The organism is Rhabdonatronobacter sediminivivens, from assembly GCF_013415485.1.
GTDB classification, from domain to species: Bacteria; Pseudomonadota; Alphaproteobacteria; order Rhodobacterales; family Rhodobacteraceae; genus Rhabdonatronobacter; species Rhabdonatronobacter sediminivivens.
Genome location: NZ_JACBXS010000017.1, coordinates 70,105 through 84,410, shown reverse-complemented (window position 1 = coordinate 84,410; position 14,306 = coordinate 70,105). Strand labels below are relative to the sequence as shown.

Annotated in this window: 16 protein-coding genes; 10 read left to right on the top strand and 6 right to left on the bottom strand. The window is 65.0% G+C overall.

The window, feature by feature from the left end:
- Positions 1-111 precede the first annotated feature (111 nt).
- Positions 112-1,743: a site-specific DNA-methyltransferase gene (locus HUK65_RS10020; RefSeq protein ID WP_327787096.1), complete on the top strand. Its 1,632-nt coding sequence runs from the start codon at positions 112-114 to the stop codon at positions 1,741-1,743.
- Positions 1,744-1,751: 8 nt separating this feature from the next.
- On the opposite strand, the gene fzlA is transcribed toward HUK65_RS10020, so the two are convergent.
- Together fzlA and mtgA are read right to left on the bottom strand one after the other, a co-directional pair.
- A complete protein-coding gene (gene fzlA / locus HUK65_RS10015) occupies positions 1,752-2,417 on the bottom strand; it encodes an FtsZ-binding protein FzlA (RefSeq protein ID WP_179906025.1) in 666 nt (221 codons plus the stop codon).
- A gap of 55 nt (positions 2,418-2,472) precedes the next feature.
- Positions 2,473-3,234 carry a monofunctional biosynthetic peptidoglycan transglycosylase gene (gene mtgA / locus HUK65_RS10010; RefSeq protein WP_179906024.1) on the bottom strand — a complete coding sequence of 254 codons (762 nt, stop codon included), beginning with the start codon at positions 3,232-3,234 and terminating at the stop codon, positions 2,473-2,475.
- 116 nt (positions 3,235-3,350) lie between these two features.
- Between mtgA and HUK65_RS10005 the strand changes: the two genes are divergently transcribed.
- From HUK65_RS10005 to HUK65_RS09980, 6 genes are all read left to right on the top strand, one after another.
- Positions 3,351-3,635, top strand: coding sequence for a hypothetical protein (locus tag HUK65_RS10005; RefSeq protein ID WP_179906023.1), 285 nt, complete (start codon positions 3,351-3,353; stop codon positions 3,633-3,635).
- Between the two features lie 5 nt (positions 3,636-3,640).
- On the top strand, positions 3,641-4,249 hold the full coding sequence (locus tag HUK65_RS10000; RefSeq protein ID WP_179906031.1) for a glutathione S-transferase: 609 nt from the start codon (positions 3,641-3,643) through the stop codon (positions 4,247-4,249).
- Between the two features lie 174 nt (positions 4,250-4,423).
- Positions 4,424-4,987 carry a ubiquinol-cytochrome c reductase iron-sulfur subunit gene (petA, locus tag HUK65_RS09995; RefSeq protein ID WP_179906022.1) on the top strand — a complete coding sequence of 188 codons (564 nt, stop codon included), beginning with the start codon at positions 4,424-4,426 and terminating at the stop codon, positions 4,985-4,987.
- 15 nt (positions 4,988-5,002) lie between these two features.
- Positions 5,003-6,358, top strand: coding sequence for a cytochrome b (locus HUK65_RS09990; protein WP_179906021.1), 1,356 nt, complete (start codon positions 5,003-5,005; stop codon positions 6,356-6,358).
- 24 nt (positions 6,359-6,382) lie between these two features.
- A complete protein-coding gene (locus tag HUK65_RS09985) occupies positions 6,383-7,180 on the top strand; it encodes a cytochrome c1 (RefSeq protein ID WP_179906020.1) in 798 nt (265 codons plus the stop codon).
- A gap of 183 nt (positions 7,181-7,363) precedes the next feature.
- Positions 7,364-7,762: a DUF2852 domain-containing protein gene (locus HUK65_RS09980; RefSeq protein ID WP_179906019.1), complete on the top strand. Its 399-nt coding sequence runs from the start codon at positions 7,364-7,366 to the stop codon at positions 7,760-7,762.
- Between the two features lie 142 nt (positions 7,763-7,904).
- Here the strand turns inward: HUK65_RS09980 and HUK65_RS09975 are convergent, their stop codons facing one another.
- The 3 genes from HUK65_RS09975 to cls form a co-directional block, all read right to left on the bottom strand.
- Positions 7,905-8,348, bottom strand: a complete 444-nt coding sequence (locus HUK65_RS09975) for a phage holin family protein (RefSeq protein WP_179906018.1) — start codon at positions 8,346-8,348, stop codon at positions 7,905-7,907.
- A gap of 22 nt (positions 8,349-8,370) precedes the next feature.
- Positions 8,371-8,697 carry a DUF883 family protein gene (locus HUK65_RS09970; protein ID WP_179906017.1) on the bottom strand — a complete coding sequence of 109 codons (327 nt, stop codon included), beginning with the start codon at positions 8,695-8,697 and terminating at the stop codon, positions 8,371-8,373.
- Positions 8,698-8,763: 66 nt separating this feature from the next.
- Positions 8,764-10,188, bottom strand: a complete 1,425-nt coding sequence (cls, locus tag HUK65_RS09965; RefSeq protein ID WP_179906016.1) for a cardiolipin synthase — start codon at positions 10,186-10,188, stop codon at positions 8,764-8,766.
- A gap of 157 nt (positions 10,189-10,345) precedes the next feature.
- Here cls and HUK65_RS09960 point away from each other — a divergent pair, with 157 nt between their 5' ends.
- From HUK65_RS09960 to HUK65_RS09950, 3 genes are all read left to right on the top strand, one after another.
- Positions 10,346-11,230 carry a CPBP family intramembrane glutamic endopeptidase gene (locus tag HUK65_RS09960; RefSeq protein ID WP_179906015.1) on the top strand — a complete coding sequence of 295 codons (885 nt, stop codon included), beginning with the start codon at positions 10,346-10,348 and terminating at the stop codon, positions 11,228-11,230.
- A 64-nt stretch (positions 11,231-11,294) separates the two neighbouring features.
- Positions 11,295-12,254 (top strand): acetyl-CoA carboxylase, carboxyltransferase subunit beta, encoded by a 960-nt coding sequence (gene accD, locus HUK65_RS09955; protein ID WP_179906014.1) that lies wholly within the window; start codon positions 11,295-11,297, stop codon positions 12,252-12,254.
- A 108-nt stretch (positions 12,255-12,362) separates the two neighbouring features.
- Complete coding sequence (locus HUK65_RS09950; protein ID WP_179906013.1) at positions 12,363-13,631, top strand: bifunctional folylpolyglutamate synthase/dihydrofolate synthase; 1,269 nt, start codon at positions 12,363-12,365, stop codon at positions 13,629-13,631.
- 49 nt (positions 13,632-13,680) lie between these two features.
- Here the strand turns inward: HUK65_RS09950 and HUK65_RS09945 are convergent, their stop codons facing one another.
- The gene (locus tag HUK65_RS09945; protein ID WP_179906012.1) at positions 13,681-14,124 is read right to left on the bottom strand and encodes a c-type cytochrome; all 444 of its coding nucleotides are present in this window, start codon (positions 14,122-14,124) and stop codon (positions 13,681-13,683) included.
- Positions 14,125-14,306 lie beyond the last annotated feature (182 nt).

Genomic DNA, 14,306 nt, shown 5'->3' with positions numbered 1-14,306 from the left:
AAAAGATTGCTCATTGATTGGTCTCCTTGCGGAGCGTGAATCACGCCGCAAGGCTGAAATCAATAGGTCCTGAGCCTGGCCGTGCTGCGGGAGTCCATCGCCGATGACAGCGTGGACCTGATCTATCTGGACCCGCCGTTCAATTCAAACGCCAGCTACAATGTGCTGTTCCGGGGGCCACAGGGCAACGAAAGCGCCGCGCAGATTGAGGCGTTTGACGACACCTGGCACTGGACCGATTCGGCCGAGGAGGCGTTTGGCGAGGTGCTGCGCTCGGGCAACGGTGCAGCGGCGGAGATGCTGCGCGCCATGCGCAGCTTTCTGGGCGAGAATGACATGATGGCCTATCTCGCCATGATGGCGGTGCGGCTGCTGGAACTGCACCGGGTGCTGAAGCCCACCGGCAGCCTCTATCTGCATTGCGACCCCACGGCGAGCCATTACCTGAAGATATTGCTGGATGCGGTGTTCGGGGCGCGGAATTTTCGGAGCGAAATCACTTGGAAGCGATCGTCTGCCCACAGCGACGCCAAACAAGGCAGAAAGCAATACGGGAACATTGCTGATATCATCTTCTTCTATACCAAGAGCCAAGACTGGAGTTGGAACTGGCTCTTCACAGAATACGACCGCGCTTACATCGAGTCCGCATATCGACTCACCGACTCAAAGGGTCGGCGCTACCGCCGTGACAATCTCACTGCGGCGAAGCCCGGCGGTGATGTCGAATACCTCTGGCCGGTAAGGCGCCCTATCGGTGGTGAATGGGAAGCCGACCTTGATGATGAGTTTCTAGAACCCAAGGAAGGCTGGGAATACAAGCAGGTTCCACCTTATCGAGGGAGGTTCTGGGCATACAGCAAAGAGAACATGCGGAAATTCGCGGTCGAGGACAGGCTTGCATACGCGCGGAGTGGTATGCCGGAATACAAGCGGTTTCTTGACGAGATGCCGGGCGTTCCAGTTCAGAACATCTGGACAGACATTCATCCTGTTGCGGGAAAAGATCGCCTCGGCTACCCCACCCAGAAACCCGTCGCCCTGCTGGAACGCATCATCGCCGCCTCCTCCAACCCCGGCGATCTGGTGCTCGATCCGTTCTGTGGCTGCGGCACCACCGTCCACGCCGCCGAGAAACTCGGGCGGCAGTGGGTCGGCATCGACGTGACGCATCTGGCCATCGGGTTGATCGAAAAACGCCTGCGCGATGCTTTCGAGGGCGTGGAGTTCACCACCCATGGCGTGCCGCAGGATCGGGCGGGCGCGCGCGATCTGGCGGCGCGGGGGCGGGGCGACAAGAATTACTATTTCGAGTTCGAGAAATGGGCGCTCAGCCTCATCGCCGCCCAGCCCGGCAACCTCTCGAAAAAAGGCGCCGACCGGGGCATCGACGGCAACATCTATTTCGGCAAGACCAACCGCGCCATCGTCAGCGTCAAGGCGGGGGACAATGTGGGCGTGTCCATGATCCGTGACCTGCGCGGGGTGATCGAACGCGAAAACGCCGAGATCGGTATTTTCCTGACCCTGACCGAGCCGACGAAGCCGATGATCAGCGAGGCCGCCGCCGCAGGGCAGTTCGAAATGGACGGGTTCAGTCCGGTGCCGCGCATCCAGATCGTCTCGGTCGCCGAAGCGCTGCAATTGCGCGACCGGGCGGTGCGGTTGCCGGCGCGGCGCGATGACGCCTTCAAGCGCGCGAAGCGGGAGATCGCGCCGGGGCAGGGGCGGCTGGACCTGTAGAGGACCCTTCAGAAATCCAGATCGGCGTAATGCGGCGGCGGCGGGAAGCCGGGAAGCTGATCGGCCAGCAGGGTGCGGAAGGCCGGGCGTGATTTGATCTTGGCGTACCAGTCATGCACCGTTGGCGACCGCGTCCAGTCCACATCCGAGATATAGTCCAGGCAGGACAGATGCGCGGCGGCGGCGAAATCGGCCAGGGTCATGTCATTGCCCGCAAGCCATCGGCGCTGGTCCAGCAGCCAGCCCATGTAGTCCAGATGATACTTGATCCGCGCCGATCCGGTCTTGATGGCGCGCGAATCCGGATAGCCCTGGCCCATCAGCTTCTTGTTCACACGCTCATAGAGCAGGTTTGCCGTCACCTCATGGTGGAACTTGTCGTCGAACCAGGCGCAGAGGCGGCGGACCTCGTAGCGGGCGCGCGGGTCGCGGGGCATCAGCGGGGGCGTGGGCACGGTTTCGTCGATATATTCGCAGATCGCCTGGCTTTCGGTGAGGATGCGGCCCTCGTAGCGCAGCACCGGCACCTTTCCCGCGGGGTTGCGGCGCATGAATTCGGGGCTGGCCTGCCAGAAGCGTTCCTCGATCAGTTCAACCTCGATCTGCTTTTCGGCCAGTGTCAGGCGAACCTTGCGGCAGAAGGGGGACAGGGGAACGTGATACAGGCGTGACATGGGTCCTCCGGTTCGGCGCGGTCCGGCCCTGTCATGCCCGCTGGGGGCGGGAATTTCAACTCTGGAAGCAGGCGGCGCGGCCATCGCGGTCGATGGTGGCGGCGCCATCCACGATCTGCGCGGCCCGGCGGCGGACGAAATCGCTGGGCTGGGCGGCGTCGCGCGCCTTTGGCGCGGGCAGGATCGCGGCCAGGCGCGCGGCCTGTTGCGGGCTCAGATCGGCGGCGGTGGTGTTGAAATAGTGCCGCGCGGCGGCTTCGACGCCAAAGACGCCGTCATCGAACTCGGCCACGTTGAGGTAAACCTCCAGGATGCGCCGTTTGCTCCAGAGCGCTTCGACCAGCGGTGTCATGCCTGCTTCCAGCGCCTTGCGGGTCCAGTCCCGCCCATGCCAGAGGAACACGTTCTTGACCACCTGCTGGCTGATGGTCGAGGCCCCGCGCGTGCCGCCTGCGTCGATCACGCGGCGGATCTCGCCCATGTCGAAGCCCCAATGGGTGCAGAAATTGGCATCTTCTGCCGCCACGGCAGAGCGGGCCATCACCGGGGCGATCCGGTCCATGGGAACCCATTGGCGTTCGATGCTGCCGATGCGGCGGTATTCCTGCAACATGTAGAGGCCGCCGGGCGGGTTGATGACCAGATACAGCAGCACCCAGCCCACCAGCAGCAGAAACAGCGCCGAGGCGCCCCGCACCAGCCACCAGCGCAGCCGCCGCAGCCCCCGGGCCAGCGCCATCAGCACGCCGCCGGACTTGCGCGGGGCGCGGCGGTTGCGCTTTCTGGGCGTGTCAGAGGCGGGGCGTTCACGCGGCATGGGGTCTTTAGTCATAAAGGGGGCGGCGGGGTCAAGCGGGCATGAGGTCCATCACCCGGCTGGACAAAGCCCCTGCCGTTGGTAAGCTGCGGGCATCTTTCTGGACGGAGGACCGGATGCCCCTTCCCCTTGCGCCAGCCGCGGTTCTGGCGGTGAAATATGGCTCGGTCGCGCTGGCCGGGTTCCTGCTGGCCCGCCGGGTGCAGCGCGGTGTCCTGGACCAGCGGGCCGAAGATGCGCTGGACCGCCTGCCCGAGGGCATGACCGCCCTGCGCCCCGGCGACCGGGATCAGGCCAACGCCACCGCAAGGTTCCGGCGTGTGATTCGGCTTGGCGCCGACGGCCCGGGGTTCGAGATCGACGCCGCCGCGCTGGGGCGCCTGCGGGTGCGCCGGACATGAGCGGGCTGCGGCTGTTCCATAGCCCGACCTCGCCCTATGTGCGCAAGGTCATGGTGGTGCTGCATGAAACTGGGCAGGTGGATCAGGTGGATCTGGTCGCGGCCTCGGGCTCTCCGCTGGATCCCGGCACGGCACCGGTGGCGCAGAACCCGCTGGGCAAGGTCCCCACGCTGGAACGCCCAGAAGGCGGCGCGCTTTATGACAGCCGGGTGATCTGCCGCTATCTGGATGCGCGCGGGCAGGGCGGTTTCTACCCTTCGGGGGCGCGGCAATGGGATGCGATCACGCTGGAGGCGCTTTCGGACGGGATGCTCGATGCCGCGCTGCTGATGGTCTATGAAGGCCGCATCCGCCCCGAAGAGTTGCGGTTCGAGCCCTGGGTCGAAGGGCAATGGGCGAAGATCGCCCGTGCTCTGGACATGCTCGAGGCGCGCTGGCTGCCCTATCTGTCCGGGCCGCTGTGCATAGGGCAGATTTCGCTGGCCTGTGCGCTGGGGTATCTGGAGTTCCGCCACGGCGGGCGCGACTGGCGCGCAGGCCGGACCGGGCTGGCCGCCTGGGGCGCGCGATTGGCCGAACGCCCCAGCCTTGCCGCAACCGCACCCCCTGGCTGAGTGTTGCTGCGCGCCCGGGTGGTAAACCTGCCGCAGTGCGACACCTTTACCCTGCTTAGATGCTGGACGGCTTGCCCAAACCCCGCTAAATACCGGCACAATTGGCTGCGGCTCTGCCGTGGCCTTGTTGCAATTTGACGCTCCGCCGTGACTGGCCTGGAAAGGAGAATGCCCGTGTCCCACGCTGAAGACAACGAAAGCACGCGCAGGGATTTCCTGTATTACGCGACAGCCGGTGCCGGTGTCGTGACTGTGGGTGCTGCGGTCTGGCCGCTGGTCAACCAGATGAACCCCTCGGCCGATGTGCAGGCGCTTTCGACGCTGTTCATCGATGTGGGCGGGCTGGAACCCGGCATGCAGCTGACCGTGAACTTCCTGGGCAAGCCGGTGTTCATCCGCCGCCGCACCGCCGAGGAGATCGAGCTTGGGCGCGCCGTTGCAGTTGATGAGCTGAACATCGACCGCGATTCACGCAACCCCAACAAGCCGGGGACCGATGCCAGCGATGCCAACCGCACCATGGATGATGAGGGCGAATGGCTGGTCATGACCGGCGTCTGCACGCATCTGGGCTGTGTGCCGCTGGGCGATGGCGCCGGCGATTTTGACGGCTGGTTCTGCCCCTGCCACGGCTCGCATTATGATACCGCCGGGCGCATCCGCCGCGGCCCTGCGCCCGAGAACCTGCACATCCCGGTGGCAGAGTTCATCGACGACACCACCATCCAGCTCGGCTAAGGGAGAGATACGGACATGTCGGGTATTCCCCACGACCATTACGCGCCGACGACCAAGGGCGAGAAGTGGATTCACCGCCGCCTGCCGATCGTCGGGCTGATTTATGACACCATCATGATCCCCACGCCCAAGAACCTGAACTGGATGTGGATCTGGGGCATCGTGCTGATGTTCTGTCTTATCCTGCAGATCGTTACGGGCATCGTGCTGGCCATGCATTACACGCCGCATGTGGACATGGCCTTTGCCAGCGTCGAGCATATCATGCGCAACGTGAACGGCGGCCACATGATGCGCTACCTGCACCAGAACGGCGCCATGCTGTTCTTCCTGGCAGTGTATCTGCACATGTTCCGCAACATGTATTACGGCAGCTACAAGACCCCGCGTGAGGTGACATGGATCATCGGCATGCTGATCTATCTGCTGATGATGGCCACCGCGTTCATGGGCTATGTGCTGCCCTGGGGTCAGATGTCATTCTGGGGCGCGACCGTGATCACCGGCCTGTTCGGCGCGATTCCCGGCATCGGTGAAACCCTGCAGACCTGGCTCCTGGGTGGGCCCGCGGTGGACAACGCGGCACTCAACCGCTTCTTCAGCCTGCATTATCTGCTGCCCTTCATCATCCTGGGGCTGGTGATCGTGCATGTCTGGGCCTTCCACCACACCGGCAACAACAACCCCACCGGGGTCGAGGTGCGCCGCGCCTCGAAGGAAGAGGCCGAAAAGGACACGCTGCCCTTCTGGCCCTATTTCGTGATCAAGGACCTGTTCGCGCTGGTCGTCGTGCTGGGCCTGTTCTGGGTTGTCGTGTCCTTCATGCCGAACTTCCTTGGCCACACCGACAACTACATCGAGGCCGACCCGCTGGTCACGCCGCCGGAAATCGTGCCCGAGTGGTACTTCCTGCCCTTCTACGCGATCCTGCGCGCCTTCACCTCGGATGTGTGGATCGTGATCGCGGTGAACTGGCTGACCTTCGGCATCGTTGACGCCACCTTCTTCGGCGTGCTGGCCATGTTCGGTGCGATCTTCGTCTGGGCGCTGCTGCCCTGGCTGGACACCTCGTCGGTGCGTTCGGGGCGGTATCGTCCGATGTTCAAGTGGTGGTTCTGGCTGTTCATCGTGAACTTCGTGGTGTTGACCTGGGCAGGCGCCATGCCGGCCGAGGGGATCTACACCAATATCGCGCTGATCGGCACCACCTACTGGTTCGCCTATTTCCTGGTGATCATGCCGCTGCTGGGCGTGCTTGAAAAGCCGACCACGCCGCCGGACACGATCGAACAGGACTTCAAGGAGTCGCTGAAGGCCAAGTCCGGCAATGGCGGTTCGGGCCCGGCGCCCGAGCAGGTTCCGGCGGAATAACGGCGAAACGGAAAGGATAACCAAATGAAACTGAGGACTCTGGCCCTTGCCGTCGCCGCCGCAGCCGCGCTTGCGCTGCCCGGAAGCATGGCCGAAGCCACCAAGGTGAAGGGGGAAGTCACCAACTTCGACTTCTCCTTTCAGGGCCCCTTCGGGTCGTATGACCGCAACCAGTTGCAGCGCGGGCTGCAGGTCTATCATGAGGCCTGCGCCGCCTGTCACGGGCTGTCATATGTTGCCTTTCGCACGCTGAGCGATCCGAACGGCCCTGAACTGCCCGATGACCAGATGCGTGCCTTTGCCGACATGTATGAGGTCTGGGACCCGCAACTGCGGGACTGGCGCCCGGCTGAGGGCAATGACCACTTCCCCGAATCGCAGTTCGAGGGGGCACCGGACCTGAGCCTGATGACCAAGGCGCGTGCGGGCTTCTCCGGCCCCTACGGTCTGGGGATCAACCAGCTGCTCAAGGGGATTGGCGGGCCGGAATATGTGGCCTCCTTCCTGCTGGGCTACACCGGCGAGGAAGATTTCCAGGCCGGTGCGCTGTTCTACGAGAACAGGGCCTATGGCGGCTGGGTCAGCATGGCACCTGTGTTGTTCGACGGCATGATTGAATATGCAGATGGCACCCCTGCCACCGAAGAGCAGATGGCGCTTGATGTGGCGGCATTCCTGACCTGGACCGCCGAACCCAAGATGATGGAGCGCAAGAATGCAGGCTTCGTCGGCATTGTCATCCTGGCCGTGCTGGGGTCGCTTCTGTATCTGACCAACAAGCAGATCTGGGCGCCGGTGAAGCGCAAGGCCAAGGAAAGCTGATTTCCTGACCCGGATCTGATCGTGTTGCAGGGCGTCCCGTTCGGGGCGCCCTTCTTCTTGCGCAGCTGGCCGGGATGCCGCAGTCCCGGTCCAAAAAAATCCTGGGTCGGTTCTTGAAAAGAAGATCCGCCCTCCCACCTATGTAAATGTAAATAACATTCACACCTGAGAAGAGGGAAGCACATGGCAGAAATCGCACAATGGCCGCACCAGGCCGAAGCCTGGCTGGACGGGTATGGCAAGGGTGCCTGGATCGCCGCAATGGTTCTGGGTTTCATCCTGTTCTGGCCGATCGGGCTGGCGCTACTGGCATACATGATCTGGGGGAAGAAGATGTTTGGCACATCCTGCAAGAAATCCGCATCGCGTTCTGCCATGGCATCGGCGCGGCGCAGTTCAGGCAATGCGGCCTTTGACTCCTACAAGGATGCCACATTGCGCCGCCTGGAACAGGAACAGGCCGATTTCGAGGCGTTTCTGGAAAGGCTGCGCGCCGCCAAGGACAAGGCGGAATTCGATGCGTTCATGGATGAGAATCGCGCCCGTCATGCCAAGGACCCGGACGCCGACGCGCAGGCGTGAGCGCACAGCACCAGACAATGGCCCGGCCCCGATGGGACCGGGCCAAATGCCGAGGCGCTGATCCAGCTACACCGCTGGTGCGCGACAAACCGGCGCTGTCCGGAGCAGGCTCCAGACCGTGACCGGGCCGCGCGCGGGCGGGTCAGTCTTTGGCCGAGGTTCCGGTCTTGCCTTGCGCCTCGCGCTGCTGGCGCAGGCGCAATGCCATCACCAGCCCAAACAGGAATGCATCCACAATCGGGGGTTTCTGGCCTTTCGGGGGAACCTCCAGCCCGGCTTCGCGCAGCAACCGGCGCAGCATGGCGTCCTCGTCCGCGTCCCGGCTCCGATCATCGGGTGGCGGTTCCGGCACCGGTTCGGGCCGTGCAGCAAGTCCAAGCAGGATCAGCCCAACCCCGGCAAGCACCGCCCCCATCAGGGCCGAGGCCAGCAGTGCATCCAGCCATTCGGCAAGGATGATCCAGATGGCGGCCAGCAGGAACCCGGCGCCCAGGACCACGAGGAACACTCCCGCCGCACCAAGGGCCGAGCGCCGCGCCGCATCGCGCAATCGCGCGCGCAGGCGGGCAATGATGAACACGGGCACGCCCAAAGCGTCAGCCCCCGCCCTAGCGACGTGCCAGAATCAGACCCAGCAGAAAGCCGACCCCTGCGGCCAGCCCCATGGCCGCAGCGGGGCGGTCACGTGCCAGCCATTCGGCCTCGGCGGCCAGTTCCGACAGGCGGGCCTCGGCCTCGGCGGCGCGCTCGGCGCCCTTGTCGCGCAGTTTCTCGGCCCGCGCGCGCATCTCTTCGGTCATTTCCGCGCCCTCGGCCCGGGCCATGGCGCCCATGGTTTCGATCAGCCGGGCAACATCGGCCTTCAGATCCTCGATCTGTCGGGTGAGGTCTTCGACATCGGGGGCGTCGGACGTGTTCTGATTGCGCGTGGCCATGACTGATGCTCCTGAATACGGGCTATGCTCTGAATGTGGTTGTTCCGGCCCGAACGCACAAGCCCGTTACAGAAGCGGGCTGGCCAGGGCCACGGTGTTGTTGCGCAGACGCCGGGGAATGGACCACTGCCGGACATCATCCAGCAGCACCGGGGCGGCTCTGTCGATATAACTGCCCTGGCGGGCATCCAGTTCCGCAGTGATGTCGGGATCGCTCATCAGGATGCAGTTTTCATAGTTCAGATCGAAGCTGCGGTGGTCCAGATTGCTGGATCCGATCAGCGACAACCGGCCATCGACGGTGACGATCTTGGCATGGATCAACCCGGGCCTGAAGGCCATTATCCGCACCCCCGCGCGCAGCATTTCCAGATACAGGCTTTCGCTTGCCGCTCCGATCACCCAGCTGTCGTTGCGTGCCGGAAGGATCAGCGTCACCCTGACCCCACGCCGCGCCGCGGCACAGATCGCCCCGTGCAACGCGTTGTTGGGCACATAATAGGGCGTGGTCAGCATCACCTGTTCACGGGCGCCAAAGATCATCGCGCAGATCACGTCCGAAGGTCCGGTGTCCATGTCATCGGGCCCCGAGGCGATCACCTGCGCCACGATGCCGCCGTCACCATCGGGCACCGGTTCGGACAGCAGGTGGCTCAGGTCCTCGGCATGGTGGGTCATCCAGTCCTGCAGGAACACCGCCTGTTGCTGGCGCACCACCGGCCCTTCCATGCGTATCAGGATATCCACCCAGGGCGCGTAGCGCGCCTTGATCCGGAAGGCAGCATCGGCGCAGTTGCGGCTGCCGCACCAGGTCAGGCGGTTGTCGATGACGATGATCTTGCGATGATTGCGCAGGTCCAGCCGCTGATACAGAAAGCTGATCAGCGGATTGCCCACCGGCGCGGCCTTGACCAGCTGCACCCCGGCCGCGCCCATCCGGGTCCAGAGTTCGGAGCGGATCAGATGGCGCGCGCCATGGTCATCCACCAGCACCCTGCAGGCCACACCGCGGCCGCTGGCGCGGATCAGCGCCTCGGCCATGCGGGTGCCGGTCGCATCAGGCAGCCAGATATAGAACAGCACATGCACATGGGCGCGGGCGGCATCGATGGCGTCAATGGGGTCATCCATCATCTCGTCGCCCTCGGGCAGCAGCACCGCCCGGTTGCCGACCACCGGCGCGAAATCGCTGGGCACCGCGCCGCTGGCAAACACGGCTGCATCGGCACCGCTGATCGTGACCGCGCGCGAACGCCCGGCTTCGCTGGCGGCAATCAGGCGGGCGCGCACCTCGGTCATCCGCTGCACATTGGCGCGGTGCAGGCGCACCTCGCCGAACATGACATAGGCGATGATTCCAACCCCGGGCAGGGCCGAGATCACCATCACCCAGCCCAGGCGCACGGTCGGGGCCAGCCCTTCGCGCAGCAACGCGCGGGCGATGATCGTCAGCTGCAGCAGATATCCCAGAATGACCAGGGCCAGGGTCATGGGGGCACTCCTGAAGGGGCCGCATCGGCGCGGCGGTGTCTTCAGCCATACCGCAGCGGCCCGCGGCGCGCCACCGCTTGCGCTTGTCCCGCCGTCCGTCGGTGATATGTTCCGCCGCAACCCTGCAACGGCAAGAAGGCAGTCCTGATCCGTGGCCTTGTCCCCAACCTTCGAAAGCTACGTGGCCCCGGCCCGCAGGCATCCGCAGATCTGGCGGCTGGTTCTGGGGCTGGTGGTGATTATCGCGGTCTATATCCTGTGGATGGCCGGCATGGGGGTCATCCTGTGGCTCAACACCGGGACCGATGCACTGGAGGCCCGGCTGGCCCGGATCGGTCGCGGGGGGGATCCGCTTTCGCTGTTGCTGCTGCTGCTGACCTTTGGCGGGTTGGCCTTGGGGGCGGTGCTGGCCGCACGGCTGCTGCATGGGCGCGGCGCGGGGTCCCTCTTCGGGCGCGCGCCGGTGGTGCTGCGTGATTTCGCGCTGGGTGTGGGGATCCTGGGCGGGTTGGCGGTGCTGACCGGGCTGCCCATGCTGTGGATGACCGATCTGGACCCCGGCGTGCCACTGCGCCTGTGGCTCAACTTCCTGCCCTTCATGCTGCTGGCCCTGCTGTTGCAGACCGGGGCCGAGGAACTGGTCTTTCGCGGCTACCTCCAGCAACAACTGGCGGCGCGCTTCACCTCGCCGCTGGTGTGGATGGTGCTGCCCTCGGTGCTGTTCGGGCTGGTGCATTATGCCCCTGCGGAAATGGGGGCGAATACCTGGCATGTGGTGCTGGCCACCGGGGTCTTCGGGCTGGTTGCCGCCGATCTGACCGCGCGCAGCGGGTCCATCGGGCTGGCCTGGGGGCTGCATTTCGCCAATAACGTTTTCGCCATCCTGATCGTCACTGCGGGCGGCGCGCTGGATGGCATGGCGCTGACCCGGCTGCCCTATGGCCCCGATGACGTGGAAATCATGCGCCCGCTGATCTATGCCGATATTGCCTTGATCATCGTTGCCTGGGCGCTGTGCCGGCTGGCCCTGCGCGCGCGCTGATTGCATTCCGGCACCGGCGGCTCTATGCAGCACGCAGGCATAGCTGCGCGCGTTCGAGGCCCCCATGAACTGGATCACCAACTACGTCCGTCCCACCATCAACTCGATCTTCTCGCGCCGCGAGATGCCCGAGAACCTGTGGTCAAAATGCCCTGAATGCGGGACCATGCTGTTCCACCGCGAACTCAGCGACAGCCTGCAGGTCTGCACCAACTGCAACCACCACATGCCGATCAGCCCGCGCGAACGCTTCGCCAACCTGTTCGACAATGGCATTTTCACCGAAGTGCCGGTCCCCGAACCCATCGCCGACCCGCTGCAATTCCGCGATCAGAAGAAATACCCCGACCGGCTGCGCAGCGCCCAGAAAACCACCCGCGAAAAAGAGGCCATGCTGGTGGTCGAGGGCGAGATGCTGCGCACCCGCGTGGTCGCCGCCGCGCAGGATTTCAGCTTCATGGGCGGCTCCATGGGCATGTATGTGGGCAATGCCATCATCGCCGCCTGCGAACGCGCGGTGGAGCGCAAGCTGCCGCTGGTCCTGTTTTCCGCCGCCGGGGGCGCGCGGATGCAGGAGGGGATCCTGTCGCTGATGCAGATGCCGCGCAGCACTGTCGCCGTGCAGATGCTGCGCGAGGCTGGCCTTCCCTATATCGTGGTGCTGACCCATCCCACCACCGGGGGTGTCACCGCCTCCTACGCCATGCTGGGAGATGTCCAGATCGCCGAGCCCAACGCGCTCATCTGCTTTGCCGGGCCGCGGGTGATCGAACAGACCATCCGCGAAAAACTGCCCGAAGGGTTCCAGCGCGCCGAATACCTGCTGGACCATGGCATGCTGGACCGGGTCACCCACCGCAAGCACATGCGCAATGAACTGGTCACCATCATCCGCATGCTGACCGGCGCGCCGCCCGCCGTCTATGGCGAGCTTTCCCCGCCAGCGGCCGTACCCGGGTCCGAGCCCGAGCCCGCCCCGGACCCCGCCGATGCAAACACGTCGCCGACCCCGAACACCCCCTGATCCCTCATCTTGCCCCAAATACTCTCAGGGGGTGAAGCCAGCCCCTTGCGGGGTTGGTGAGGGGGCGCGAGTGCCCCCTTTCCCCCGCCTGACAGGAGACCCCGCGCCATGACCCTGCATTCGGACGCGCTGCTGGAGCGCATGATGACCTTCCACCCGAAGATCATCGACCTGACCCTGGACCGCGTCTGGCGCCTGCTGGCCGCGCTCGATCACCCCGAACGCGCCCTGCCGCCGGTGGTCCATATCGCCGGGACCAATGGCAAGGGCTCTACCCAGGCGATGATTCGCGCCGGGCTGGAAGCGGGTGGCGCGCGGGTCCATGCCTATACCTCGCCGCATCTGGCGCGGTTTCATGAACGTATCCGGCTGGCGGGGCGGCTGATCGACGAGGCCGCGCTGTCGGCGGTGCTGGATGAATGCCTGCGCGCCAATGGCGACACGCCCATCACCTATTTTGAGATCACCACCTGCGCCGCGCTCCTGGCCTTTGCCCGCACCCCGGCTGATTTCACGCTGCTTGAGGTCGGCCTGGGCGGGCGTCTGGATGCGACCAATGTGGTGGATGCGCCCGCGCTCTGCATCATCACCCCGGTCAGCATCGACCACCAGCAATTCCTGGGCGAGACCCTGGCCGAGATCGCGGGCGAAAAGGCCGGAATCCTGAAGCGCGGCGTGCCCTGTGTCGTCGGCCCGCAGGACGACGCCGCGCTGGAGGTGATCGAGGCTCGTGCCGCCCGCGTCGGTGCGCCGCTGCTGATCCACGGCCAGCACTGGCATGTGACCGAGGAAGCCGGGCGCCTGGTCTATCAGGACGAAACCGGCCTGCTGGACCTGCCGCTTCCGAACCTGCCGGGGCCGCATCAGATCCAGAACGCAGGCGCCGCCCTGGCCGCCTTGCGTGCCCTGGGCCATGGCGCGACGGTCGAGGCCGCGGTAACGTCCGCCGAGTGGCCCGCCCGGATGCAGCGGTTGCGCACGGGGCCGCTGGCGCAAGCCGCGCCGCAGGCGGAACTCTGGCTCGATGGTGGGCACAACGTCGCGGCGGGTGCGGCGATTGCCGCCACGCTGGACCGCTTGCCGAAGCGGGACACGCATCTGATCTGCGGCATGCTCAACACCAAGGATGTCAGCGGTTTCATGCGCCCGCTGGCCGCCCATGCCACGCGGTTGCATGCGGTGTCGATCCCGGGTGAAAGCGCGACCCTCAGCGCCGCCCAGACCGCCCTGGCCGCACGGTCCGCCGGGATCGATGCGCAGGAGGCGCCGGATGTGGCCACGGCGCTCGCCTCGATAATCGCCGACACCCCCCATGCGCGGGTGCTGATCTGCGGCTCGCTCTATCTGGCGGGTGTGATCCTGCGGGAAAACGGATAACGGAAAAAAGGGGGCGCAACCGCCCCCTTTCGCCCAGCTCCGAAGCGGCTCAGCTGTCGTCGTCTTCCTCGGCGCCAAAGGTCGCCAGATAGGCATACAGGTCTTCGGCACTGCCGCGCAGGCGGTGGTTCATGTTCCCGCGCGCGCGGCTGTCATCCAGAAACTCGCGCAGATAGCCGACCGGGTCTTCGACATAGGCGACAAAGGTTTCCTCGTCCCAGACAAGCCCCTGCTCGCCCGCTTCGACCATGGCGCTGGAAAAGCGCTCATAGCCTTCGTAGGCGCCCGCCTGGCGGCCAATGACACCCCAGAGATTGGGGCCGGTGGGGGCAAGGCGCTGGATCACGTTGCCTTCCGGGTCAACGATCCCATGGCAGCTGGCGCATTGGCGGAAGTTCTGTTCGCCGGCTTCAGGGTCGCCCGCCAGCGCGGCTGTCCCGCCCAGCGGTCCGGTCATAATGGCTGCGGCGGCCAGCATCAGTATCTTGCGCATGATCTACTCCGATATTCGGTGCCCTCGCCCATGCGGGGTGCGGACACGTCCGTGTTGAAACAACCCGTAGGAAGGGTCGGTTCAATCGTAGCATGACCACACTCAAGCGCAACGCGACCTTCTGCCGTTGCGGCGGTGTCCTGCTGCCTGGAAATGCAATACGCCCCGGCCAGGGGCCGGGG